23 protein-coding genes are annotated in these 26,117 nt (G+C 42.5%); 10 read left to right on the forward strand and 13 right to left on the reverse strand.

Features of this window, described 5'->3' with window-relative positions:
* Nucleotides 1-26 precede the first annotated feature (26 nt).
* On the forward strand, nt 27-971 hold the full coding sequence (locus tag KXV15_RS02740) for a bifunctional enoyl-CoA hydratase/phosphate acetyltransferase (protein ID WP_240006628.1): 945 nt from the start codon (nt 27-29) through the stop codon (nt 969-971).
* Nucleotides 972-980: 9 nt separating this feature from the next.
* On the forward strand, nt 981-2,147 hold the full coding sequence (locus tag KXV15_RS02745; RefSeq protein ID WP_240006629.1) for an acetate/propionate family kinase: 1,167 nt from the start codon (nt 981-983) through the stop codon (nt 2,145-2,147).
* Between the two features lie 56 nt (nt 2,148-2,203).
* Here the strand turns inward: KXV15_RS02745 and KXV15_RS02750 are convergent, their stop codons facing one another.
* Together KXV15_RS02750 and KXV15_RS02755 are read right to left on the reverse strand one after the other, a co-directional pair.
* A complete protein-coding gene (locus tag KXV15_RS02750) occupies nt 2,204-3,976 on the reverse strand; it encodes an acyl-CoA dehydrogenase C-terminal domain-containing protein (protein WP_240006630.1) in 1,773 nt (590 codons plus the stop codon).
* Entirely contained in the window at nt 3,976-4,416 is a 441-nt protein-coding gene (locus tag KXV15_RS02755) for a MerR family transcriptional regulator (protein WP_240006631.1), read from the reverse strand. The genes KXV15_RS02750 and KXV15_RS02755 overlap by 1 nt, the downstream gene beginning before the upstream one ends.
* 180 nt (nt 4,417-4,596) lie before the next feature.
* Here KXV15_RS02755 and KXV15_RS02760 point away from each other — a divergent pair, with 180 nt between their 5' ends.
* Both KXV15_RS02760 and KXV15_RS02765 read left to right on the forward strand, forming a co-directional pair.
* Nucleotides 4,597-4,974, forward strand: a complete 378-nt coding sequence (locus KXV15_RS02760; RefSeq protein ID WP_240006632.1) for a hypothetical protein — start codon at nt 4,597-4,599, stop codon at nt 4,972-4,974.
* A gap of 230 nt (nt 4,975-5,204) precedes the next feature.
* Complete coding sequence (locus KXV15_RS02765; protein WP_240006633.1) at nt 5,205-8,984, forward strand: hypothetical protein; 3,780 nt, start codon at nt 5,205-5,207, stop codon at nt 8,982-8,984.
* 19 nt (nt 8,985-9,003) lie between these two features.
* On the opposite strand, the gene ispG is transcribed toward KXV15_RS02765, so the two are convergent.
* The 4 genes from ispG to KXV15_RS02785 all read right to left on the reverse strand — a co-directional run bounded on the left by ispG (nt 9,004) and on the right by KXV15_RS02785 (nt 14,339).
* A complete protein-coding gene (gene ispG / locus KXV15_RS02770; RefSeq protein ID WP_240006634.1) occupies nt 9,004-10,116 on the reverse strand; it encodes a flavodoxin-dependent (E)-4-hydroxy-3-methylbut-2-enyl-diphosphate synthase in 1,113 nt (370 codons plus the stop codon).
* Between the two features lie 108 nt (nt 10,117-10,224).
* Nucleotides 10,225-11,238: a helix-turn-helix domain-containing protein gene (locus KXV15_RS02775; RefSeq protein WP_240006635.1), complete on the reverse strand. Its 1,014-nt coding sequence runs from the start codon at nt 11,236-11,238 to the stop codon at nt 10,225-10,227.
* Nucleotides 11,239-11,542: 304 nt separating this feature from the next.
* Nucleotides 11,543-13,810, reverse strand: coding sequence for a phosphoenolpyruvate--protein phosphotransferase (gene ptsP, locus KXV15_RS02780; RefSeq protein ID WP_240006636.1), 2,268 nt, complete (start codon nt 13,808-13,810; stop codon nt 11,543-11,545).
* A gap of 106 nt (nt 13,811-13,916) precedes the next feature.
* Entirely contained in the window at nt 13,917-14,339 is a 423-nt protein-coding gene (locus tag KXV15_RS02785) for an RrF2 family transcriptional regulator (RefSeq protein ID WP_240006637.1), read from the reverse strand.
* Nucleotides 14,340-14,497: 158 nt separating this feature from the next.
* Here KXV15_RS02785 and KXV15_RS02790 point away from each other — a divergent pair, with 158 nt between their 5' ends.
* Both KXV15_RS02790 and KXV15_RS02795 read left to right on the forward strand, forming a co-directional pair.
* Nucleotides 14,498-16,744, forward strand: coding sequence for a nitric-oxide reductase large subunit (locus tag KXV15_RS02790; protein ID WP_240006638.1), 2,247 nt, complete (start codon nt 14,498-14,500; stop codon nt 16,742-16,744).
* 63 nt (nt 16,745-16,807) lie between these two features.
* Nucleotides 16,808-17,200 carry a SirB2 family protein gene (locus KXV15_RS02795; protein ID WP_240006639.1) on the forward strand — a complete coding sequence of 131 codons (393 nt, stop codon included), beginning with the start codon at nt 16,808-16,810 and terminating at the stop codon, nt 17,198-17,200.
* Here the strand turns inward: KXV15_RS02795 and KXV15_RS02800 are convergent.
* The 6 genes from KXV15_RS02800 to purC all read right to left on the reverse strand — a co-directional run bounded on the left by KXV15_RS02800 (nt 17,191) and on the right by purC (nt 22,105).
* Nucleotides 17,191-17,868, reverse strand: coding sequence for a glutathione S-transferase (locus KXV15_RS02800; protein WP_240006640.1), 678 nt, complete (start codon nt 17,866-17,868; stop codon nt 17,191-17,193). The genes KXV15_RS02795 and KXV15_RS02800 overlap by 10 nt on opposite strands.
* On the reverse strand, nt 17,861-18,682 hold the full coding sequence (locus KXV15_RS02805) for a heme-dependent oxidative N-demethylase subunit alpha family protein (protein ID WP_240006641.1): 822 nt from the start codon (nt 18,680-18,682) through the stop codon (nt 17,861-17,863). The genes KXV15_RS02800 and KXV15_RS02805 overlap by 8 nt, the downstream gene beginning before the upstream one ends.
* A 16-nt stretch (nt 18,683-18,698) precedes the next feature.
* Entirely contained in the window at nt 18,699-19,154 is a 456-nt protein-coding gene (locus KXV15_RS02810; protein WP_240006642.1) for an OsmC family protein, read from the reverse strand.
* 65 nt (nt 19,155-19,219) lie between these two features.
* Nucleotides 19,220-21,016, reverse strand: coding sequence for a vWA domain-containing protein (locus KXV15_RS02815; protein WP_240006643.1), 1,797 nt, complete (start codon nt 21,014-21,016; stop codon nt 19,220-19,222).
* A gap of 92 nt (nt 21,017-21,108) precedes the next feature.
* Nucleotides 21,109-21,351: a phosphoribosylformylglycinamidine synthase subunit PurS gene (gene purS / locus KXV15_RS02820; RefSeq protein WP_240006644.1), complete on the reverse strand. Its 243-nt coding sequence runs from the start codon at nt 21,349-21,351 to the stop codon at nt 21,109-21,111.
* Nucleotides 21,352-21,355: 4 nt separating this feature from the next.
* Nucleotides 21,356-22,105, reverse strand: coding sequence for a phosphoribosylaminoimidazolesuccinocarboxamide synthase (purC, locus tag KXV15_RS02825; protein ID WP_240006645.1), 750 nt, complete (start codon nt 22,103-22,105; stop codon nt 21,356-21,358).
* A gap of 330 nt (nt 22,106-22,435) precedes the next feature.
* On the opposite strand from purC, the gene KXV15_RS02830 reads away from it, so the two are divergent.
* Both KXV15_RS02830 and KXV15_RS02835 read left to right on the forward strand, forming a co-directional pair.
* Nucleotides 22,436-22,747, forward strand: a complete 312-nt coding sequence (locus KXV15_RS02830) for a DUF1476 domain-containing protein (protein ID WP_240006646.1) — start codon at nt 22,436-22,438, stop codon at nt 22,745-22,747.
* 193 nt (nt 22,748-22,940) lie between these two features.
* The gene (locus tag KXV15_RS02835; protein WP_240006647.1) at nt 22,941-23,165 is read left to right on the forward strand and encodes a hypothetical protein; all 225 of its coding nucleotides are present in this window, start codon (nt 22,941-22,943) and stop codon (nt 23,163-23,165) included.
* 66 nt (nt 23,166-23,231) lie between these two features.
* On the opposite strand, the gene KXV15_RS02840 is transcribed toward KXV15_RS02835, so the two are convergent.
* Nucleotides 23,232-24,299 carry a ribonucleotide-diphosphate reductase subunit beta gene (locus tag KXV15_RS02840; RefSeq protein ID WP_240006648.1) on the reverse strand — a complete coding sequence of 356 codons (1,068 nt, stop codon included), beginning with the start codon at nt 24,297-24,299 and terminating at the stop codon, nt 23,232-23,234.
* Nucleotides 24,300-24,457: 158 nt separating this feature from the next.
* On the opposite strand from KXV15_RS02840, the gene KXV15_RS02845 reads away from it, so the two are divergent.
* On the forward strand, nt 24,458-25,243 hold the full coding sequence (locus tag KXV15_RS02845) for an alpha/beta fold hydrolase (RefSeq protein WP_240006649.1): 786 nt from the start codon (nt 24,458-24,460) through the stop codon (nt 25,241-25,243).
* Between the two features lie 108 nt (nt 25,244-25,351).
* Nucleotides 25,352-26,071: a hypothetical protein gene (locus tag KXV15_RS02850; RefSeq protein WP_240006650.1), complete on the forward strand. Its 720-nt coding sequence runs from the start codon at nt 25,352-25,354 to the stop codon at nt 26,069-26,071.
* The last annotated feature ends 46 nt before the right edge of the window (nt 26,072-26,117 follow it).

Here is a 26,117-nt window from a genome sequence, read left to right on the forward strand (position 1 = left end):
TAAATAGTCTTGAGTAGGGGAAAATAATGCATAAAATCGGCGCAAAATATGCCAAAATGATTGATGCTGCAAACGGTCTTGAACCTTTAAGAACCGCGGTTGTGCATCCGGTTGATGTTGCCTCAATCGGCGGCGCAATGGAGGCCAAGGAGGCAGGCTTTATCACGCCAATCTTGGTCGGACCAGAAGCGAAAATCAAACGTGCCGCAGATGAAGCGGGTGTTGATATTTCTGATGTCGAACTTGTGCCAACCAATCACAGCCATGCCGCTGCTGCTGAAGGTGTTAAAATTGTTAGATCGGGGCAGGCCGCAGCATTAATGAAAGGCGCATTGCATACTGATGAACTTATGAGTGCGGTAATGTCATCTACCGAAGGTTTGCGCACTGCGCGCCGTATCACCCATGTGTTTGCGCTTGATGTTCCAAACTATCACAAGCCATTATTCATTACCGATGCCGCAATTAATATTTATCCAACTTTGGAAGATAAACGCGACATCATTCAAAACGCGATTGATCTTTGCCATGCGCTTGATATCAAAGAGCCAAAAGTTGCAATACTTTCGGCGGTTGAAACCATTAACCCGCGCATCAATTCTACTATTGAGGCAGCAGCATTATGCAAAATGGCAGAACGTGGACAAATTACCGGCGGTATTCTTGATGGCCCGCTTGCATTTGATAACGCAATCTCGCGTGAGGCGGCGGACACTAAACACATTGTTTCAGTGGTTGCGGGTGATGCCGATATTTTGGTTGCCCCAGATTTAGAAGCCGGAAACATGCTTGCCAAACAATTGATTTATCTTGCGGGTGCCGATGCCGCAGGGATTGTTTTGGGGGCACGGGTTCCAATCATGCTTACCTCGCGTTCGGATTCGCTTTTTGCCCGTCGTGCCTCTGCGGCTTTGGGTGTGCTTTTGGCACGCTTTAAGGCATTGAATGAAAAAAATGTTGCTGCTGAATAGGGGTGAATGATGAAAGATGTTAAAGGGATAATTGTATTTAACACCGGCTCATCATCCGTTAAATTTGCGCTTTATGGCATGGATTGCCTAAATCAATATTTGCACGGCACGATTGATGAAAAACCTGATGGCGCGGTTTGCAGTTTTGTTGGCGACAAGGCGGATGAATTTATCGATTTTGTGCCGCCAAAAACTGGCGGCCATGCGGTGATGATTGAGGCATTATTGGATGGTTTTAAAACCTATCTCCCAGAAGTAAATACCGTTGCCGCCGGTCATAGGGTGGTTCATGGCGGTGATTATTTTGATGGCCCCGTGATGGTAAATGATGACAGCATGGCAAAAATGGAAGATTTAATCCGTTATGCCTTTGTGCATCAACCCCATAATATTCAGGCAATCAAGGCGGTGAAGGACCATTTCCCCGATTTGCCACAAGTTGCGTGCTTTGACACTGCCTTCCACCGGACGCAGCCACAATTGGCAACCATGATGACGATCCCCAAGGAATTTTATGCTCGTGGAATTAAACGTTATGGTTTTCACGGCTTATCGTATCAAAATGTCGCTGATGTATTGGCAAATGAAGAGGATAAAGGGGGTCGTGTTGTTGCGGCGCACCTTGGCAATGGTGCAAGTATGTGTGCCATTAAAAATGGAAAAAGCGTTGCCACCACAATGGGCATGACCGTTCTTGATGGTTTAATGATGGGGACACGTTCGGGTTCGGTTGACCCTGGTCTTTTACTTTATTTGATAAATCAAGAAGGTTATAGCCCCAAAGATATCGAAGCCATGTTGACCAAAAAATCAGGGCTTTTGGGGGTTTCGGGTATTTCCAATGATATTCGTGATTTAATTGCCGCCAATTGTGATGATGCAAATATTGCAATTGATTTGTTTGCCTATCGTGCGGCGCGTGAAATCGGCTCTTTGTCGGTGGCATTGGGCGGGCTTGACCGCGTTGTCTTCACAGGTGGTATTGGTGAAAATGCGGCATTGGTACGCGAGAAAATTATCGAATATCTTGGGTTTTTGAACGTAAAACTCGATAATGATAAGAATAATTCCAAAGCGGAATATATTCATTCCGAAAACTCCGCCGTAAGGATTCAGATTATCAAGGCCGATGAAGAATTGGTAATCGCCAAGGCTGTAAAGGCACTTTTAGGATAAGAAAAAAAGGGCGAAAAAATCGCCCTTTTTTAATTCTTGAATAATAGCCAGATTGACTAAAACTCATCAACGCCCATTTCCATCATGGTTTTTGAACCAGCCTTGATTTTGCCAAGGTGGGCATCAACCATTGGAACGATACGTTCCATGAAATATGTGCCAGTTTTGATTTTGGTTTTTGCAAATTCGCTATTGTCATTGCCAAGTGCCAGACCTTGTTTACACCAGCTAAAGGCAAGGGCCGTAATGCCAAACAAATGCATATAATCATATGAAGAGCCAGCGGCATTGTTGAAATTGGTTAGACCATTTTTCATCATCCAAAGGCTTGCATCAAATAATGCATTTTTTGCGGTTTTTAGACCTTCTTTGAATTTTTTCAATTCGCCTCTTTTGCCAACTTCATTCGCCAATTTATCGCATTCACCAAAGAAGCGTTGAATTGCGCGACCATTATTAGCACCAATTTTACGCCCCACAAGGTCAAGTGCCTGCACGCCATTTGCACCTTCATAAATCATGGCAATACGCGCATCACGCACAAATTGGCTCATGCCCCATTCTTCGATAAAGCCATGGCCGCCATAAACTTGTTGCGCCATAACCGCATTATCAAAGCCTTTATCGGTGAAATAGCCTTTCATAACTGGCGTCATAAGTGCCATATAGTCTTCGGCAATTTCTTTTTGCTTTTTGTCATCAGATAGATGCGCAATATCAGACCATAATGCCACCCAATATAAAAGGCCGCGCGCACCTTCATTGAATGATTTAATATCCATCAACATGCGGCGTACGTCGGGGTGAACAATGATTGGATCCGCCGGACCATCTTTATTAACCGCACCAGTTAATGCACGACCTTGAATACGATCTTTGGCATAGGTAAGCGCATTTTGATACGCGATTTCAGATTGGGCAAGACCTTGAAGGGCAACGCCAAGGCGCGCCTCATTCATCATAACAAACATGGCTTTTAGGCCTTTGTTTGCTTCACCGACTAAATAACCTTTTGCGCCATCATAATTCATGACACAGGTTGCGTTGCCGTGGATGCCCATTTTTTCTTCAAGCTTGCCGCATTTAACTGGGTTACGCGCGCCGAGAGAACCATCTTCATTGACCATGAATTTTGGAACGATGAAAAGAGAAATCCCTTTTGTGCCTTCTGGTGCGCCTTCGATACGGGCAAGAACAAGGTGGATAATGTTTTCCGCCATGTCATGTTCACCCGCCGAGATGAAAATCTTTTGACCAGTAATATCATATGAACCATCAGCATTTGGTACGGCTTTGGTACGAAGTAAGCCCAAATCGGTTCCGCAGTGTGGCTCGGTAAGGTTCATGGTGCCAGTCCAGGTGCCATCAACCATTTTTGGAAGATATTTTTGCTTTAATTCATCATTAGCATGAACCAAAATCGCCGCATATGCACCACGGCTTAGACCCGGATACATTGCCCAAGACATATTCGCAGATGATACCATCTCGCTTAAGGCAACAGAAAGATAATATGGAAGGCCTTGCCCACCAAATTCCGGCAATGCGCCAATGGTTGACCAACCGCCTTCGATATATTGATTATATGCATCTTTGAAACCATCTGGTGTGGTTACATTACCATCGGCATCTAATTTACAACCCTGATGATCACCAACTTTGTTAAGCGGCGTAAGAACCTCAGAGCAGAATTTTGCCATTTCTTCCAAAATTGCCGAACGTGTATCTTGGTCGGCATCGGCAAAACCGGCAAGATTTTGATATGCATCTACATTGAGTGTTTGATTAAGCAAAAATTCAATGTCTTTTACTGGTGCTTTATAATCCATTACTTTACCTCACCTTTTGTATTAGTTTCCGTTTGACGGATAATTTCAAGTTCATCTTCAACCCGTTTTGTATGGGTAATTAGGTCGTTGATGGTTTCTTCGAGATCGATTTTTTGTTGTTCAAGAGCTTTTATTTGCGCCTTGAAAATAAGAATTGCTTCTTCGATTTGCTTTATTTTGCCGCCTTTAAGGTCATAAAGATTTAAAAGCTCGGCAATCTTTTCTAGCCTCAAGCCAATGCGTTTCCCCTGAAGTGCCAACGAAAGACGTGCGCGGTCGCGCGGGGAATAAATTCGGCTGGTGCCACGGCGTGTCGGGAATAAAATGCCCTTGTCTTCATAAAAGCGCAAAGTCCGCGTAGTCGTGCCAAATTCCTTGCACAACTCACGGATGGAATAGGTTTTTCGCTCCCTGTCATTATCGGATATTTTTTTGTCCATGTGACAGCCATAAAATATATTTACGTTTACGTCAACGTAAATTTTATAACACTTCAACAATTATTACGCGCAAAATGTGGTCAAATTTTGAAATCGCACACCAATGAAGGGAAAAGGGGTGATTAAAATAATTTTTCTTTTATGGTTAATAAAAAGTTAATTAACAATCGGTGTGTGGTTATGAAAAAAGTAGTTTTGTTTGCATTTGGTGGCTTAAGTTTAATTGCATCTGCATCATTGGCGCAAAGCTATCAACGTGTATCGCAGGCAATGAATGTTTCTGCGCCGCGTAATCAAATGCGAGAAACCGTAATTGCATCAAATGGCTATGAGGCCGCACCATATGCCTATGGTTATGTTACCAATTTACCAGAAGATGGAAAATGGCGTTATATTGAGGCACGTTGTTATCAATCACAAAATGGCCAAACTTGTGTTGATGGGCATTGGGCACGCAAAGAACGTGGCAAATGTGAACAGGTTACACAACATAGTGTAAAACAAGGTCAATACATACGTATTGTTTCCGGCGGTAAAGTTTCTACTTGCCGTGACTAGTTTTTAATATATTTTTATTTGTCCTTTAATGTTGAAAACTATTTAGTCTTTACATTTCAACATAATAAAACTTGGCGAATATATTATGTTTAATATCTATTAACCATATTTTTACCAACTCATTTCATTTCTCAATGAATCGAAGAAGTCGAACTATATCCGAATTGTGTCTGTGAAGCAGATTTTGTTGGTTTGGCGCTTTGATAACGATGTAAAGTTATTTTTGAGCAATGAGTATGAATCAAACAAAAGAAAATACGGAACCGCTTAAAAACCCCTGGAGTATAAAGGGGATAAAACCAAATAACCGCGAGGCTGCAAAGCAAATCGCCGGTGAAAATGGTCTTACCATCGGTGAATGGATTAATAATTTAATTGAAGAAGCCGATAGTAAAAGTGATTCGGAAAAAGCTCTTTTGCAAGCTCTCGATAACCAACCCATTAGTCGCAACGAAGCAGAAATTCAAAAGCCCAAGGCTGAATCTTTGCGCGATATTTATAAGCAATATAGCTCTAATCAAAATGAAGCCCAAGATATAGGTGAAAAACCCCAAAATATAGGGGAAAATCCTTTGTCGGGTAATGCTATTAAAGACGTAAGCACGTCACCTTTTTTCAGCAAAGCAGACGATATGAACCAGCCAGAAAACCTTGGCATCAATTATGATGACATGCCAAAAGCCAATTCCGTTCAAAATGAAACTTCAAGACTAGCACTTGCTATGGAGATGTTGAACCGAAAGCTTGAGACAGTGGCACAACCGGTTGCGTTTGCTCAACCTGCGGCGGTTCCTTTTGTACAACCTGCACCAATTGCCAATAATAATGCTTATGCCCCAATCCCGTTGGTTGGCGGTGACAGAAATGTTGAAAGCCTTGCCCGCCGCCTTGAAGATGGCGAAGCGCGCATCGAAAGAAAAAACGAAAGAATTGCCAATACTCTTGAAGATTTAAAAGAAGCGCAAAATACAATTAATGAAAAATTGCGCCGTATTGAAAGCAATGACAATAATCAGCGCACTATTCATTCATTACAAGCGCTTGAAACTTCGCTTGATTCAATTATGCGCCAATTAAGTGATACCAATTTGCGCACCACTCGCATCGAGCAGGATTTGGTAAGCGAAAAAAGCAATCGCTTGACGCCAGCGGATGTTGAAAAAATCCTCGAAAAATCTGTGAATGAGATTAATTCGAGCGTGGCAACAGAATTTAGCAAATTCAACACGCGCCTTGCAAATGTTGAGGATTTCAACAATAAAACTCTTGAACATACTGAAAAAACCAATGCTTCTATGCGTGATGCATTGGTTGAATTGTCTGCTCGTCTTGCCAATCTTGAAGGCGATGACAATGAGCGTATTCGCCAAGATATTGAAAGTCGTATTTCATCACTTATTGGCAGAATTTCCGATATTGAAGACAATATTGAAAGCATTGTTGCCAAAACCCAGGCCGAGGCGCAGGAGAAATACTCTGGCATCATTCGTGAATTAAACGACCGTATCGAAGCCAATGAAAGAGGCACTGTTAGTGCGATTGAAAATATTGGCAATAAATTAGTCAGTACCGCGGAATCTATGGACAGAAGAATTCGCGAAATTGAAGATATTAATGCCAATGCCAAAGATTCACACCTCGCGATGCAAATGGAAATTGGCAAACTTAGCAGCGCAATTGATGAACGTCTTAACGATCTTGAAAGCGGCTCTTCGACAGTAGTCAATCAAGCTAATGCACATTTGAACACAATTGCCGAGCAGTTGAATACACGCTTAAGCGTTTTTGAAAGCCGTAGCCGCGAATTAGAAGACCGAATTAAAAAGCAAGAAAATGTAATCGAACAACGCTTTGAAAGCGCGCACGAAGATATTTCTGAGCTTATTGGTAAAAACACTGCCGTTTCAAATAAGCTTATTGATGATAAACTAAGCATTTTTGAAACCCGCCTAAGTGCGGCACAAGATATGGCGCAATCGATAACTAAGCCATTGCATGAAACCTTGGTTGATTTGGTGGAACGCCTAGAAAATATGGAATTGGGCAATAAAAATAATGTTTATTCCGAAGCCATTAAGCCATCAAATTATTCATACCAACTAAGTCCATCAAAAGATGCGCCATCTGATATCAAGCTTGCAATGATTGATGAGGCAGAAGAACCTTCTCAAGACTTGGTAATTGCGCATGAAGAAGAGAAAATACCTGACGCGCATATCGATGCGGTTAGCATGCCGTTGGAAATGGAAACCATAACCCAAGAAGAGGTCGATCCATTTGGCATGGGCGGTTTTGCTTCTGCTGATGGTCATGATGCATTGGCATCTGAACTCGATAGTATTTTCGGACATGATAAATCTGAAAAATCAGAGCCACATTCAGAAATTCAAGAATTTGAAGTGCCTGAATATTCGGTTCCAGAATATGAAGTACCTTTAAGTGATGCACTAAATGATAGTGAAAATGCGGCACTTGAAGAAGCTTTAAAAGCGCCAAAAGATTTTAAAATCCCGTCTGAGGGTCGCCTTTTTGCGAGTGAAGAAAAGGCGGATGATACCTTTATTACGGATAATGAAGATAGTGATGACTTCAATTTCTTTAACGAAACCACCGTTGATGAAAATGACTTTATCCGTCACGAAGATGGCGACTTTGACGAAGATGTCTTAGGCAAAATTACCGAAGGTAAAAATAACGACGATCTTACTCTATTGTCTGAATTTGAAGGTGATTATAACCCTAATACACAAGAGTTATTGCAAAACAAAACCTATGAATTCGATAACGAGTTGCACGATACACAAAATAAGTTGCAACAAGAACGTAAACCTTTCGGGCAAGAATATTTAGAAAAGGCCCGTAATGCAGCTATGTCTGCTGCTGATGAGAAAGGTAAAAAGCAAGGTAATGTAAAAAAAAAGCCTATGGCAGCTTCTTCCAAACCTGGTTCGGAAAAGACAAACAAGTCAAAACAGGCAAATCCAAAGGAAACCAAACTAGCAAAGCTGTATGATCTAGATGCAAAACATGCGGATCACAAACCGGTGGTTTCACCATTAGGCGTGGCGTTGGCCGGGGTTCTGGTGGCATCTGGTGCATATGCTGGTTACAATTATCTGCAACAGCAAAAAGTGGTTAAAACTAGTTCTGAATTGCCTGCGGCAATCAAGAACCATGAGCCGGTAACAAATGGTCAAATTGCTGCGCCAGCTTCAACTGAGGCTCTGCCGGTTGCGGCGACTGATGCTCAGTCTCCAACAAATCAGGCACCAACAAATCAGGCTGCAGTACAAACGCCGGCAAATACAGAAGCAAAGCCGCAAGTGGCGATAAAACCTGAAACAAGTGTAACAAAAGCACAAGAAGTTAAACCGACTACACCAGAGGCAAAGAAAACTGACGCAAGAAAAGTTGAGGCCAAAAAGGTTTCTTCCAACGCTATGCCGGCGATTGCGACTGCTACAAACCAACCTGCTGCAAAAACCGTTTACGGGCAGGCATTGGCACTTGAACAAGCGGGAAACTTTAAAGGTGCCGCTGAAATTTATGTTAAGGCAGCGTCCGCAGGTGATACGCGCGCCATGAATAAATTGTCAAAAATGTTTGAACGTGGGCAGGGTGTGCCAAAAGACATTAAAAAGGCCAAAGCACTCACTGAACAGGCGGCTCTTGCTGGTTCAAGACAAGCGCAACACAATCTTGGCGTCTATTATGCCGATGGTGAGGGCGGTGAGAAAAATTACGCAAAGGCGGCCGATAATTTCCGTAAAGCAGCAAAGCGTGGCATGACTGATAGCCAATTTAACCTTGGCGCCATGGCGGAGCGCGGTATTGGAACCGATAAAAACCCGAAAGAGGCTTATTATTGGTATTCGCTTGCCGCAAAAAGTGGTGATGCCGATGCCAAGTCACACGCACAAGATCTTGCAAGCAAGCTTAGCGCAGCCGATAAAACTGAAACTGATCGCCGCATAAATACCTTCCGACCAGAACAAGGCGGGTATGAATAAATCATAACCCACTTTGTGATTATTTCATTTCTTCGGCGCGTTTTTCGACCATTTCAACAATGCGGTCTATCATTTCTTCATTTTCCGCTTTGGCAATGGTTTTTCCATTAAGATAAATCATGCCAGAGCCTTTACCGCCACCGGTAAAGCCAACATCTGTAAACAATGCTTCACCTGGTCCATTAACAACACAGCCAATCACTGAAAGCGAAATTGGCTTGGTGATATGTGCCAGACGCTCTTCGAGTTTTTCAACGGTTCTAATGACATCAAATCCTTGGCGGGCGCATGAAGGGCATGAAATAATATTGACGCCACGCGTCCGTAGGCCAAGTGATTTTAGAATATCAAAACCAACCCGAACCTCTTCTTCGGGTTCTGCTGATAATGAAACGCGGATTGTATCGCCGATACCCGCCCATAATAAATTGCCAAGACCAATTGATGATTTAACAGTGCCAATTCTTTTGCCGCCCGCCTCGGTAACACCAAGGTGTAGAGGGCAATCAATCGCATCGGCAAGCGCCATATATGCAGCAACCGTTAAAAATGCATCTGATGCTTTGACCGAAATTTTAAACTCGTGAAAATCATGATCTTGCAAAATTTTGGCATGGCTTAGGGCGCTTTCAACCATGGCTTCTGGGCATGGCTCACCATATTTTTCCAATAAATCAGGTTCTAAGGAACCAGCATTAACGCCAATGCGTATCGCGCAACCATAATCTTTTGCTGCCTTGATAACTTCTTTTACACGGGATTCATTGCCAATATTGCCAGGGTTAATCCTAAGGCATGCAGCACCCGCCTGTGCGGATTCAATGGCGCGCTTATAGTGGAAATGAATGTCGGCAATGATTGGAACTTGTGCCGCCTTTACAATTTCTTTCAATGCATTTGATGAATCAACATCGGGAACCGATACACGCACTAAATCTGCGCCCGCATCTTCACATCGTCTAATTTGGTCAATGGTCGCTTTGGCATCTGCGGTCAAAGTGTTGGTCATGGTTTGCACTGAAATCGGTGCATCGCCACCAATTTCAACATTACCTATTTTGATTTTACGAGACTTACGACGCTCGATATGGCGCCAAGGGCGAATTGTATCAATATTATTATGATTGCTCATGTGGTGCGTTTTCTTTTAATTGCCGCTTTGAAAGTGGTGACGCTCTATAAACCAATTGAAATAAATTTCACAGAAGTTTTTGAATATAAAATTATTGTACGATTAAAATTATTGAACGGGCGCATTTGCCGGTTGTTGCGGGGCAGGTTGCGCGGCATTAGGTGCTGTTGGTGTGGTTACAACAGGTGTAGTTGCAGCCGGTGCAGAACCAGATTTTGCATTAGCTTGAGCCGGTGCTTGTTTAGCGGCCTTTGCAGCTTCTGCTTGTTGTTGCGCGGCAATGGCTGCTTCTTCCTCTTTGGCACGGGCATCGGCCATAGTTTTTAAATCTGGCACGCGCCACATTGAAATTGGGGTATGTCCTGCGCCAACTGGTATAGAGAAGCCATAACCATTTACAACAAACGCACCTGCGTCATCGGCAGAAATTAGGAAACGACCAAGTCCATCGGTTGAAACATTTTCGCCAGGGTTAATATATCTGTCCATAACCAATGCGCCATCTTCGGAACGCAAAACAAGGCGCGCCTTACGTGACGCTTGGATGCCAATAATCGGGTCGATTGCAACGATTGGGCGTGATGCGGTCTTAACATCCTTGTCGGACCATTCTTTAATGGCCTCATCAGGGGCTTTTATAACTTCATCGGTTTTTGGCGCGGCAATATTATTAATCACAGATGTGGCAACCAACCACACAATAAGACCAAAACCTATGAAAATACCAAATGGCAATGCAAACTGATTTTTTAAAACCTTACGATTTTCTTCTGCACGTTTTTGCTCTGGCGACCATGCTTCTTTATAATCATCAACAATTGCTTTGATGTCGGCAAAATCTAGCAACTCGGCATAGGCTTTTACATAGCCCAATGCATAGCCAAGGCCGGGAAGGCGCGAAAACTGCATGGATTCTATGGCTGCTATCTGGTCGGGTCTAAGTTTTAGAGCCTGTGCAACCTGAACTACGGATAATCCCATTTCGCGGCGTCTTTGTTGTAGTTTTGCACCGGCACCATCTGCTTCAGGATTGTCGATTGAACTTACTACGCGCAAACGTACCTGCGAGGGCGACTTCGTCCTTGCAAAATCAACTAATTTTTGCGCTTCTTCGGGAGTCATTCGAATTCCGTACTGTTTTACTTAAGTATTAAATTAATTAATCGTTAAAGTTTAAATTAGGGTTAAGCACAAATTTACACCAAAACCGCACTGCGTGTGGCGATTTAAAGTTATAATTTGTACGTTTACTGTCCTTAAATACACAATAACATAGATTTATTATTAATTTATGTCACTAAATATGATTTTTGCACTGCAAACAAGCTCTATTTGATGTGATTTGAATGAAATGTCACATATTTATGCAGAAAACCCATAGTGGTTGCACAAGTGTTACAAGTAATATTACAATATTGAAACCTTATTAAGCAATATAGCCTTGTTCGATTGCAAATTCTTTTAAGGCATTGCGAAGGTCAAAGTTCTCAATTTTGCTTTCATCGGCAAGATATTGACAAACAAAACTATGCACTTTTTGGGTGTCTAGTTTAAGAATTAGCTCTTTGATTGCACCAATCGCAGTGGGGGCCATTGAGAAATTGCGATAGCCAATTCCGATAAGTGCCAAAACCTCAATCAGTCTTCCGGCATGTTCGCCGCAAACCGATAATGTGGTGTTATTTGCATTGTCTTTAATGAATTTTAAAAACCCTAAAGCAGGGCGCGATAAAATATCGTACCTATCATTAACGTGATTAGAGCCGCGATCAGCGGCAAAAAAGAACTGCATCAAGTCATTAGTGCCGATTGATAAAAAATCACAATATTTGGCAATTCGTGCGACATCCCAAGCAATCGATGGCGCTTCTATCATGGCGCCAATTTCAAATTTGGACGGCGGGGTGCGACCTTGTTTTTTTGCCCATTGCATTTCATCAAGCAACATGTTGCGGGCATCAAGGAATTCATCAACTGTTGAAACAAGTGGGAACATGATGCGCAAATGTTTGTCTTCTGTGGCGCGCAAAATTGCCCGTAATTGGTATGCAAGCACGGCCTTTCTATCAAGGCCAAGGCGAAGTGCGCGCCAACCCATTGCCGGATTTTCTTCCTTAAAACCTTTCATGAAACGTGCGATTTTATCGCCGCCTAAATCAAGCGTTCTAAAAGTAACCGGAAGGTCGCGTGAATTATCAATTATGTTTTTATAAAAGCGGGTTTGCGCATCAACGCGTGGCAATGAATTGGCGACCATAAACTGAAATTCAGTACGGAAAAGGCCAACCCCATCGGCACCAGTTTTGCCAAGTTGATCCATGTCATGGGTCAATCCGGCATTAATATAAAGCCCGATTTTTTCACCATCCAAAGTAATGTTTGGAACGTCCTTTAATGCCCCAATACGTTGCTTTTCAATTGTATCAGCTTCTAGACGGCTTTCAAACGCCTCGGCAACCATTGGATCATAGCGCAAATAAACACTTGCCGCCTGACCATCAACAATTATTGGGTCGTTATTGGCAACCAATGATACAAGACCATTTATTTGCCCAATCATCGGCAAGCCCATTGCGCGCGCAATAATTGCAGAGTGGGACGAATTTGACCCCTCTTCGAGCAAGACGGCCTTTAAATCTGAATTGGCGTATTCAAGCAATTCAGCAGGGCCAATATCACGCGCTACAAGAATTGCATCCGGTCCAAGGCTTTGCGTAATATTTGTGCCTGCAAGGTGGCGTAGAAGGCGGTTATCAAGCTCTTCTAAATCGTGGAGGCGATCGCGAATATAGCTATCTTTGGCGGTTGCCATTCTTGCCCTGTGTTCAGAGCGAACTTGTTCAACTGCGGCCTCTGCCGTAAGACCTGCGCGAACCCCCTCAAGCAAGCGATGTTCCCAACCGCGATCGCGCGACAATAATGAAAACATCTCCAATACTTCGAGTGGAACCGCCCCAAGAGAGGTTGTTTGCCCAGTCAAAAGATTTTCAAGGCCACTTCTTAATTCACGTAAGGCGTTATTAAGGCGCGCTTCTTCTTCTTCCAAATTGTCGGCAAGTAGGCGTGTCGCGGCAACTTCGGGCGCATGCAAAACCGCATAACCTTTGACAAGACCGCTTGAAAAAGTCTTGCCCATAAGGTTCAACGCCTGACGTGGTTTAATGTCAAAATCATCAAGTGAGTCGGACAAATCATTGGTGGTAACAATTTCTGCAAATACTGTGGCGATGGTCTGCAGTGTCTCAACATCATCTTCTGGATAAGTTTTTGCGGCGCGATTCTGAACCACCAAAACCCCGATTAAACGGCCACCTTTAAGCATCGGAACGCCTAGGAAGCTTTGATATGGGTCTTCACCAGTTTCCGGTCTATAAGAGAAACGTTTATGGTTTGGTGCATCTGAAAGGCTAATTGGTTCTGCACCTTCGGCAACCAAACCAACCAGACCTTCACCTTGTTTCATGCGGGTGTTGTGAACTGCTTGTCTGCTCAAACCTTCGGTGGCGCACAATTCCATTGTGCCGTCATTGCGGCGTAGGTAAATGGAGCAAACATCCGCCACCATTTCATTGGCAATTTGCGTCACCATATGGTCAAGACGGGTTTGGGTATCAGTTTCTTCAACCATGAGTTCGCGCAGGCTTTTTAAAAGTCTGCGTGAAGAACCAAATGTTGTTGACCCCGATTGTGCCATTTAAAACAAATCCACCCTGTAATTCCCAATTAGGGTAATTATTGTAAATTCGCTAGTGTAAAATATGAATTTTAATTCTGAAATTCCTGCAATGAACAAAAATAAGCTATTTTGCCCCATTTCCGAAAATTGTTGAAAGATTTTCGCTGGAATCAATAATATCTTGCAAACTATATTGATTTAACTCCTTAACAAAAGCAGCAAGTGCCTTGTGCAAAGGTAATGGTAACGAACACGACCCCGCAATTTTACAACCAATACAGTCAATAAGCCTCATGTCAGGTTCAAAACGTTTTACAAATTCACCAAGATTGATTTTATCTGGCGCTTTTGAAAGCCGCATTCCGCCACCGCGCCCTTTGAAACTTTCAATATATTCATATTTAACCAAGTCTTGGACGATTTTTACCAAATGGTTTTGTGAGATTTTATAGAAATCGGCAATTTCACCAACAGTTGTTAGTTCTGTACGTGGTGCCAAGAATAGCAAAACCCTTATTGCATAGTCAGTGTAACGTGTAAGCCTCATATAATTCCTTTAGATGTAAATCCCAACAAAATAATGCGACATAAACGCGCAATATGCAAATCAAATATGTATTTAAAATAAATATTATAGTATTGCATAAAAATATGTAGAGAAAATACATATTAAGTCATTGTGGTGACTTATTACAGGAGGCAAAAATGACAACAACTAAAAAATTGTGGCTGGGGCTGATAAGTCTTTTAATAGTCACTTTTGCAATTATGTTGGGGCTTGGGGGCGATCTTTTCCGTACCAAGCCGCCAATTCCCGAAAAAATCGTCACTCAAAGTGGGCAGTTGCTATATAGCAAAGATGACATCCAAAATGGTCAAAAAGTTTGGCAGTCTATGGGTGGTATGGAGCTTGGCTCAATTTGGGGGCATGGCGCATTGGTTGCGCCTGATTGGTCAGCAGATTGGTTGCACCGTGAAATCGTAAATATTCTTGATGAACGGGCGCAAAAGCAATTCGGCAAAAATTTTGCGGCACTTGATGAGGGGCAACAAGCGCTTTTAAGCACAAATTTAAAAATTGAATTCCGTAAAAATACTTATAACCCAAATAGTGGGGTTTTGATTGTTTCAGATGAACGCGCCGATGCAATCAAAAAAACTGCGGCTTATTATGACAGCTTATTTTCTTCTGATGTGAAAACCCATCAAGATAGAGAAACCTTTGCCATGAAAGAAGGCACAGTTCCCGATGCGGCGCGCCGTCATGAAATGACCGCCTTTTACTTTTGGACCGCATGGGCCGCGGGGACAGATCGCCCTGAAAAAGTGGGTGTAAGCTATACTAATAACTGGCCTTATGAACCATTGATTGGCAATAAGGTTACTTCTGGCGCTTATGTTTGGTCATTATTCTCAGTTCTTTTCTTGATTGCAGGTATCGGCCTTTTGGGTTGGCATTATGCCGGATGGCATGCCAAAGAAGAGCATTTGGTTCCGCCAAAAACTGATCCGTTAAAAGGGATTCAACTAACCCCATCAATGAAGGCAACCGCCAAATATTTTTGGGTCGTGATTGCATTGATGTTGGTGCAAATCTTATTGGGTGCAACCACCGCGCATTATCAGGTTGAGGGACAAGAGGCTTATGGTCTTAAAATCGCGGAATTTTTGCCATATAGTTTGACACGTTCTTGGCATACACAATTGGCAGTATTATGGATTGCAACCGCGTGGCTTGGCACCGGATTATACATTGCGCCGGCAATTTCCGGTCATGAACCAAAGTTTCAGGCATTGGGCGTAAACTTCTTATTTTTATGTTTATTGATTATCGTTGTGGGCGCATTTGCCGGCCAATGGTTCTCAGTGATGCAAAAAATGGGTCTTGCCCAAAGTTTCTGGTTTGGTCACCAAGGTTGGGAATATGTTGATATTGGTCGCTTTTGGCAGATGTTCTTATTTATCGGGCTTATCTTGTGGTTGTTCTTGGTTGGTCGTGCATTATTGCCAGCCCTAAAACGTAAAGACGAGCTAAAATCAATCGTCAGCCTTTTATTCCTTTCAACAATCGCCATTGGTTTGATGTATGGTGCGGGTCTTATGTATGGATCAAACAGCCATATTTCAGTTGTCGAATACTGGCGCTGGTGGGTTGTTCATTTGTGGGTTGAAGGCTTCTTTGAGGTTTTTGCCGTAGCCGTTATTAGCTTCTTATTTGTTAAATTGGGCTTGGTACGTGGCGAATCCGCAACCAAAAACGTTTTATTCGCAACCATAGTGTTTATGGCGGGCGGCGTGATTGGTATGTTCCACCATCTATATTTTGTGGGAACTACAACTGCGGGTGTTGCATTTGGTGCGGCGTTCTCTGCGCTTGAAGTTGTACCATTGGCATTGATTGGTTTTGAGGCCTATGAGACTGTGCAACAATCAAAATCAACCGAATGGATGAAAAGATATAAATTCCCAATCCTTTTCTTCCTTGCAGTTTCATTCTGGAATTTGGTTGGCGCTGGTCTATTTGGTTTCTTAATCAATACCCCAATCGCGCTTTATTATATGCAGGGGCTAAACCTTACTCCGCTTCATGGTCATACCGCATTATTTGGGGTTTATGGCATGTTGGGAATTGGCTTGATGTTATTCTGTTTGCGTGGTTTGCGCGATGAATATCAATGGTCAGAAAAACTTTTGAACGCATCATTCTGGGCATTTAATATTGGTCTTTCCTTGATGGCATTATGTACATTATTGCCGATGGGCTTGTTGCAGCTAAGTGCAGCTTTTGACCACGGATATTGGTATGCCCGCTCTGCTGAATTTATGTCTAAACCAATTTTTGACTTATTGGTTTGGATGCGCATGCCTGGTGATTTAATTTTTGCCAGTGGCTCTGTCCTTTTGGCGCTATTCGTACTTAGCCAATGGACAATTGCAAAAAAAGATAAATAACACACTCCAAAGAACTCGGGGGTGCAGATTTTGTACCCCCGATTTTTGTGTTAAGAGGAAATGATGATTGAATTTTATCCGCAGATTTTATTGGTGCACATTTGGGCGATTTCTTTGTCGGGTGCATTGTTTTTTACACGCGCATTGGCGTCATTATTTGGTGCAAAATGGTGCCATTTGCTTGGGGTAAGAATTCTAAGCTATTTGATTGATACAACCCTTTTGACTGCGGCGGCGATTCTTTACACAATTTTACCCAAAGAGATTTTTGCCAATGGTTGGCTTCATTTAAAATTATTATTGGTGGTTTTATATATCGTCTTTGGCTTTGTCGCGATGCGTAAAAGCAACCCAAAAAACATTCGGGTTATATTACTTTTGCTGTCCGCAATTTGTTATGTACTAATCATTGGGATTGCGATTAATCACCACCCATTAGGTTGGTTTTATTCGTAAATCGTGTCCCACGGGCCAGCATTAAATGGCTTCCACCCCTCTAGTGCAGATTGTTCCCATTCCAGCCAATCAGCATGTGATAAAAGGGTTTCGCAATATTCACGTGCCGCATCAGAAATTGTAACATTATAGGTGCGAAGGCGTGACGCAATTGGCGTATAAAAGGCATCAACAATCCCTGGTGTGTCGCCAAACAAGAATTTACCACCAAAATCGCTGCGGGTTATGGTGAAAATATCTTCGACACGCTTTATTTCAAATCTTGTGTCTTCATCCCAATCTTGTTCTTTGACACGGCGTTTTAAATTATGCGCCATATTATTTCTTAATGACGAAAAGCCTGAATGCATTTCACAAGTTAGTGCGCGGGCAAAGGCACGTGCCTTGGCATCTTTGGGATAAAGATTGGCATTGGGTGCAATCTCGTTAATATATTCGGCGATTGCCAATGAATCCCAAATTAAAAGGTCCTTATGCTGTAAAATTGGGACGCAGCCAGTTGGTGATAATTCAAGAACATCTCTTATTTGTCTTTTGCCATAGCCAGCTTGGTCAAGGTCAATATCAATAATATTAAAATTCAACCCCGAATATTTCATAACTAAATAGCCGCGAATTGACCATGATGAATAAACGCGGTTGCCAACATAAAGGGTTAAATCAGACATGGTTTTCCTTTTTATAAGTTTGTAATAAATGATTTACGTGACGTTCAAGATGTGACCATTTTTTATAGGTTCGGACATTTTGCGGTGCATTTTCCCACGCATTGGCGAAATATTGGCGCGCCACATCATCCTTTAAAATATCGCTCACTTTGGTAAGGCGTATACGGATTGTGAATAATAAAGCGCCAGTTTCAGGAAGTAATCTTATGGTCTGTCGCTCGACACGTTCAAACAACATTTCACCGGCATTATTAACATCGCCATCATCAGCCAATTTTCGCAAAATTGCGCCATCGGGCGTATAGCGTTGGTTTGACCATTGCACTGTCCAATTAAAGCGCTCAAGAATGCTTTCTGGTTTTAAATTATCAAAAATTCGCGCAATCCTGTCGGAAAGTTTGAAATCACCGGTCGGGATTGGTTCATGTAATAAATGAAGTGATTTACCAAGTGCATATTCGGCATTAAAAAACGTTGGTGAACACAATGACAATGCAATTAATTGCCATTCACCACCCCGTTTTGCCATAATGATTGTATCATCAGAAATATGGCGTGATATTGCCTTTAGGGGTGGTTCATCACTCCTATAATCTTTGCCAATATTCTTCGCGATAATTTTTGCGGCCTCAATTTGTTCGGGCATTGAATCGTCAAAGGCGGCAAATACGGGCTCATTATCAAGAAGGGCTTGCTTTTCCGCCAAAAAATATGCGCCATCATCGGGCAAAAGCCATTCACTTTCCAAAATTGGTTTTAAACCAACTTGAAACTGCGGTGGTGTTTTTAAATTCTCACTTACATGATAGCGCAATTAGCCCAAACCCTATCTATAATTCAACTTCGACAGGGCAGTTAAGCGTATTGGCAATGAAGCATGCCTCATGTGCCTTGTGATGAATTTCGTGCAATTGTTCGCTTGATGGTTCTTCGCCCACAAAAACCATTTTTGGGTGAAGTGTGACAAGGGTTATACCAACTTTGCCATCCTCACGTTTGGTCATTTTGCCTTCGGGATTGTCTTCGTATGAATCAACCACAAACCCTGCCTTGCGCGTGAAATCGAGGGCAAACAACATATGGCACGATGCAACCGCTGCCACCAATAATTCTTCGGGGTCGGCGGCATCAACCTTGGACAAGGGGGGGCGAACTGATTCCGGCGCAGATGAACCCGCAATCGAAACCCCGCCGTCAAATGAAATTAAATGCCCGCGTGAATATTTGGCGTCTGAAAATACGGCATCGCCCCGTTCCCAATTAATTTTTGCGGTATGTAAAGACATTTGGTTCCCTTTTATTTAAAATAATGCCGAATATTTATTTCATAAATATCCGGCATTACAAGTCATTATTTATCTTTATCCCCATTAAGATGTGACAAAGATTTTGCCTTTTCAACTAGTTTTACAAATTCTGCTTTATAACCAAATTGGTCGTTTGCCTTTGCACCATTAGCAAGTGTTGCAATGTCATCATAAGAATAATTACCAATCCACGGGTCGCCGCGTAGCTTTTGACCAAAGGCAGCAACCGCAAGGGCAAAGCGGGTTTTATCAGGCGCATCACTTAAATTATCATAGACATCTTTTCGTGTAATCGCGCGCTCAGTTAGCTTTGAAGTGGTTTCACCAGGTAATTTATAACGTAACCTTAAAAATGCGATTTCACCGTTTTTATTTGGTTTGGTTGCACTTTCTTTTTGATAACGCAGTGGGTCAACCGATTCTTTACCGCCAACCGGGGTGATTTCATAAATTGCGGTTACTTGGTGGCCTTTACCAATTTCACCAGCATCAACCTTATCATTATTGAAGTCTTCGCGGTTCAATTTGCGGGTTTCATAACCAATCAAGCGCCATTCAGAAACATAGGCGGGATTAAATTCAATCTGTGCCTTCACGTCATTGGCAATTGGGAACATATTACCTTGGAAATCATCGCGTAATACGCGGCGCGCCTCGGAAAGGCTATCAAGATAGGCGGCAATACCATTTCCATTTTGCGCCAATTCTTGCATCATATCGTCATTATAATTGCCGCGTCCGAATCCAAATACTGAAAGATAAATGCCTTTGTCTTTTTTCTCGGTAACAAAGTCTTTTAATTTACGCGGGTCGGTGATGCCCACGTTGAAATCACCGTCGGTCATAAGTACGACACGATTAACCGCATCCTTTTTGAAGTTCTTTTCAGCAAGTTTATAGGCAAGCTCGATACCCTCTGCCCCTGCCGTAGAGCCGCCGGCCTCAAGCCCCTCTAATGCGCAGACAATAGTTCTTGTATCGCTGCCTTTGGTGGGTTCAAGTAATGTACCACTTGCACCCGCATAAACCACAACTGAAACCCGATCATCGGCGGTCAATTGTGGAAGCATGGTATAAATCGCCTTTTTGGCAAGCGGCAATTTATCTTCTGAATACATTGATCCCGAAACATCAAGCAATAGCACAAGGTTTAACGGTGGTCGTTTATCGCTTGGTGCTTCATAGCCATTAACACCGATATGGATAATTTGCTTGTCTTTATTCCAAGGTGAGGGGGCAATTGCAACATCGGTTGCAAATGGCACGCTTTTGTCATGGGTTTTTGAGTAATCGTATTTGAAATAGTTCAAAAACTCTTCAACCCGCACCGCATCAGATGGCGGTAGACGCTCATCTTCATTAATAAATCTTCTGGCGTTGGTATAAGATGCAGTATCAACCTCCATTGCAAAGGTTGAGGTTGCCTCCTCGGCAACACGTTTTACGCTATTGATGGCGGCATTAGGGTATTTTTCAGTGTCTTGTACTTTTTGCGGCGCTATTTGCCCATTCGCTATTTTGCTTCCGGTAACAATAATACTATTTGACGGGAGCGCCCTTCTTTCAGCAATAGGTGCCGGTGGTGGTGGCGGTGGGGCCATTACCGCAACAGAAGGCTGCGGCATTGGTGAAGGCATCCCAACCATCGGCGGATGTTTGCTATATGGATATGAATTGTCGGCTTCTTTTACTTTCGGACACTCAAATTTAGAAACATCAATTTCTTTTGCGGTGTCTTCTTTAATATCAGCACTTTTTGCTTCATGCGCGCAAGCAACTACTTGCGACGCCAAAAGCGAAACAATTGCAATATTGCTTATGATTCTATGACTTCTGCCCATTTTTTCGACCTTCCTTAATTCCCATATTAATTAAGGTTAATATGCCATAAAATTTGACACTTAAAAGGCTTAAATGGGGCGAAAAAAAGAATTTAACCTAAAACTTCAACCGTATATGATTCGATTACAAGATTGGCCAAAAGCTTTTGCGCCATTTCAACGGCGCGGGCCTTGGCCTTTTCTTTATCGGTTTCGTTAACTTCAAGCTCAATAGCCTTGCCGATGCGCACATCCGCAACTTCATCAAAGCCCAGTGTGTGAAGTGCATGCGCAACCGCGCGGCCTTGTGGATCTAGCACACCGTTTTTAAGTTTTACATCAACACGAATTTTCATAAATCTAACCTTCTACGAATGCACCATTTGGATCTTTGAATATGCCAAGGCGGGTGGCAACTTCGGTATAGGCTTCTGAAAGCCCGCCCAAATCCTGACGGAAACGATCTTTATCAAGTTTATTGCCATCACGCGCGTCCCAAAGGCGGCATGAATCTGGGCTGATTTCATCGGCAAGAACTGTTCTTACCATTTCACCTTCAAACAGACGACCAAACTCAAGTTTGAAGTCGACAAGGCGAATACCAACACCGGCAAATAAGCCAGACAAATAATCATTAATTCTAAGTGCAAGCGCCATAATGTCATCAAGCTCTTGGGTTGCAGCCCAATTGAATGCAGTAATATGTTCTTCGCTTACAAGTGGGTCACCTAATGCGTCATGTTTATAATAAAACTCAACGATTGAACGTGGTAAAACCTCGCCCTCTGGGATGCCAAGGCGTTTAGAAATAGAGCCAGCGGCGACGTTACGCACAACCACCTCAAGCGGGATGATTTCCACTTCACGAATAAGCTGCTCACGCATATTTAGGCGACGAATAAAGTGGGTTGGAATCCCAATTGAATTAAGCTGGGTCATAATGAATTCGGAAATGCGATTATTTAAAACGCCTTTTCCTTCGATTATGGCATGCTTTTGCGCATTGAATGCGGTCGCATCATCCTTGAAATATTGGATATAAGTACCCGGTTCAGGGCCCTCATAAAGAATTTTTGCTTTACCTTCATAAATTTTCTTGCGCCGTGACATCCGAAGCCCTCAACAGGTTAAATTTTAATAATAGTGCAACCGGTACATTGCGTATTTTGATTTCGCCAAAATACAAAATGTACCGGTTTCCTTTATTTGTCGCATTATTTAATGCAAAAAATCGCACACACCTTTTTCGCAAAATGCTCTATCACATTGACTATATGTGAAGCAATCTGGCTTATACGCTTTTTATACTGTTTTGTGCAAGCAAAGGCGGTAAAAATACATAAATATTCACATTTATACTCTAGTCTGCCTTGATTATGAAACAGACCTTGAATATTGGCATCACTGCGATATATTTAAAGTATAAACCGGGGATAAATTATGAGCAATTTCGAAGATCGTGAAAGAGCTGAAGAAAGAAAATATGCATCTGAAGAAGAAAAACTCTTCAAGGCAACTGCGCGCCGTAACAAAGCATTGGGTCTTTGGGTCGCCGGTCTTTTAGGTTTAGACGGTGCTGCCGCTGAAGAATATGCAGAACATGTTGCACTTGTGGATCTTAAAGAAAAAGGCGAAGAAGATGTATTCGCTAAAGTATTTGGCGATCTTCAAGCAAAAAACATCGATATCACCGAGCATGTGGTTCGCCGCGAAATGAGCGCCCTTCTTGAGGCTGCTAAAGCGGAAATTTGATGATGAAACAAACAGCCAGTAATGCAACTTTATTAATTTTATTTAGTTTGCTTTGTGGCTGTGTTTCTGGTTCTCCTAATCATGATGCAAATAATGTGAAGCGCATAAATGCCTGCAATGATGCCGGCGGAAAATGGGTTTCTGAATACAATTATTGTGAGCCAAGCAAAAGCGCGCAAAAGGATCAGGAGAAATGGATAAATATAGAATTAGACAAAATCCGAAAACAAAAACATTAGCTTTCTTGCTTTTGCTAATTGGGGTTTCACAAACTGCTTGTGCGCTTGGTCCGGTCGAAACCGACCCTGAAAAAGCTGCTGAACGCAACGCAATGATGCGTGATGATTGCTATAAGCGCGGTGGCGTTTGGTATGATGACAAGGCAGTTTGTGTTGGTGCGGATGGGCCGCGAAGATAATCAAATCCAAATTTAAAAAGGCTTGCCAATGGCAAGCCTTTTAAGTTTCTATTGTGGTGAAATAGATTAAACGCCGACGTAAATCGTATCAGGATTATAATCAGGGTCTTTTTTACGGTTTTCCTGAAGTTGGTCAAACATATCCCAAACACCGCCTTGACCGCCCCATTCGCCTTTGGTTGCGCCTTTTGAATATTCAGTTGCGCGCGCTTCAAAGAAGTTGGCATGTTCAACACCGTTCAAAAGTGGCACTAGCCAAGGAATTGGGTGCTCTTTTACGCCGTAATAGGTTGGCAAGCCAAGCTGATCAAGGCGCCAATCGGCAATATAGCGAATATATTGTTTGATGTCCTGGGCTTCCATCCCTTGAACAGGGCCCATTTCAAATGCAAGGTCGATAAATTTATCTTCAAGGCCAACCGTGGTTTTGCACATATCCATAATGTCATCTTTGATGGATTGATTAAGCTTTCCGGTTTCGCGCGCGAACTGGTGGAACATTTTAATCATGCCTTCGCAGTGAAGTGATTCATCACGTACTGACCAAGAAACAATTTGTCCCATGCCTTTCATTTTGTTGAAACGTGGGAAGTTCATCAACATTGCGAATGATGCAAACAATTGAAGACCTTCGGTAAACGCGCCAAACATTGCCACGGTGCGAAGAATATCTTCATCAGTGCCAACGCCGAATGTTTGCATATAATCGTGTTTGTCGCGCATTTCTTTATATTCAAGGAATGCGGTGAATTCAGTGTCTGGCATACCAACGGTTTCAAGCAAAAGCGCATAAGCGGCAATGTGAATGGTTTCCATATTGGAAAATGCCGAAAGCATCATTTTAATTTCGGTTGGGCGGAACACATGGGCGTATCTGTCCATGTAATTATCGTTCACCTCAACATCTGATTGGGTAAAGAAACGGAAGATTTGCGTTAGCAAATTACGTTCTTGATCCGAAAGGCGGGTTGCCCAATCTTTACAATCTTCGCCCAATGGCACTTCTTCTGGCAGCCAGTGAACCTGCTGCTGCTTCTTCCAAAAATCATACGCCCAAGGATAACGGAACGGCTTATAGGCATAAGAAGGTGTTAAGAGACCGACTTTGCTTAATTTTGGATTTATAATAGACATGACAGCACCTACATATTGTGGAGAGGTTAAACACTAACCACTAAATATTGTGATTTGTATTTAAGAAAAAGTTAAGATTGACACTTTGTTCACAGATTCTTGCTTTAAGGAAATAGCCAAACCTAAATTTAGCCACAAAGATTTGCAGAAGTTAAAACATGCTCAAAATAAACGTAAATCGTCGTGTTATTGCGACTTCAATTTTTGCCTCCAGCCCGCTTTTCATGGGGTCGAATTCATTTGCCCGCGACAAAATGCAACAGGATAAAATCATCCTTGGGGCAGGAACCCCAACAATAGTTTTAATTCATGGTTTGGGTAGTGATATTTCATCATTCAAGAAAATCATCAAACCGCTTTCCGAGCTTTCGCAAGTAGTTGCTTTTAACCGCAAAGGTTATGGTGGTGTAAAATTTGATGGGCAACCGCGTGGCGCAAGCAATATAGTGCGCGAATTGCACGAACAATTATCAGCAAATGGAATTAAACCGCCATATATTTTGGTTGGTCACTCATTGGGTGGCAGTTTTGCCCGACATTTTGCCTTAAGCTATCGTGATGAAGTGGCGGGAATGGTTTTGATTGATCCATCGATTCCTTATCAATCAAAAACCCTTAGTGAAATTGCGCCCAAAGATTTTGCAGTCTTTAAAAAAATAATCAAACTAGGATCTCCTGCGGTGCGTGATGAGTTTTATCATAGCGATTTTAACGATGACCCCGTGATGAAGTATGAACCATTCCATTTGGATAAAACCATAATCCTTGCCGCCGATAATGTTGGTAAAATGCAAAATGCCGATGAATATCTTGCCATAAGGCATTCCGCGATGCGGCAGATGGTGAATGATTTTGGCGGTAAGGTGGAAATCGTGCATTCAGGGCATTTCATTCAGAACGAACATCCTGAAATAGTGGTTAATGCGGTTAAATCGCTCTTGTAATTAAAGTTTCAAATTTTCTTTAAATCCGTGTTGCACTGCGGCACTATTTTTTGATTCCGATAGATGGGGTGGCAATTTGCAATGCCTGTCCAATTACCGGGATTTGATATGAAAAAATCGCAAATATTCGTAAAGCGCGTCTGGCAAGGCGTTTTTGCCCTTATAACGATTTGCTTTCTGTGGTGCTTTATAAATCTTTCAATTCTCGCATTTTCTTGGCTAAAGTCATATTCGATGACGGTTGATAACACGCCGCAAACTTATTATGCCGATATACGTCATGATAAAGGCCAAGTTGGCAAAACCCTTATTATTTCAGCAATAAAGGCGCAACCAGATAAAAAAGTTTGGTTTGGGCATATTTGGGTGGTGTGGGATAAAGCCCCGCCACATGCCCATGGTGAAAAAGAGGCCGGTTTTTATGCGGCATCAAAATCACAAGCGGCACGCGCCTTAATCCTATCCATTATATCGCCATCAGCACTTATTACAGGGCAAAAGCCAATTGCCGGCGTTATGCGCAATGATGAAGGGCTTTATCGCCATTGGCAGTTGGTCTTGCGGGTCGATAATGCCCAATATGCCCGCGCGCTTTTGGTGGATGATAAATGGAGAAACCAAAATCAATATTTATTGCGCCCATCAATAAGTGGTAAAACCATAACTTGCCGCGATTATGTTTTTGAGGTTGCACAGGCGGTTGGCCTAAAAGTAAAGCAAAATGATTGGGATAAATTCCCACCCGAATCATTTGCCGAATTGGTAAAGTTAAACAATATCGAAACCCCAAATCGGGTTTATTCTTACCTTGCAATGCGTAATCCATAGTTGGTATTATTTGGAGGGTGGGATTTATTTTTAAATCCAATATGCT

The organism is Pseudaquidulcibacter saccharophilus, assembly GCF_019455445.1.
GTDB classification, from domain to species: domain Bacteria; phylum Pseudomonadota; class Alphaproteobacteria; order Caulobacterales; family Aquidulcibacteraceae; genus Pseudaquidulcibacter; species Pseudaquidulcibacter saccharophilus.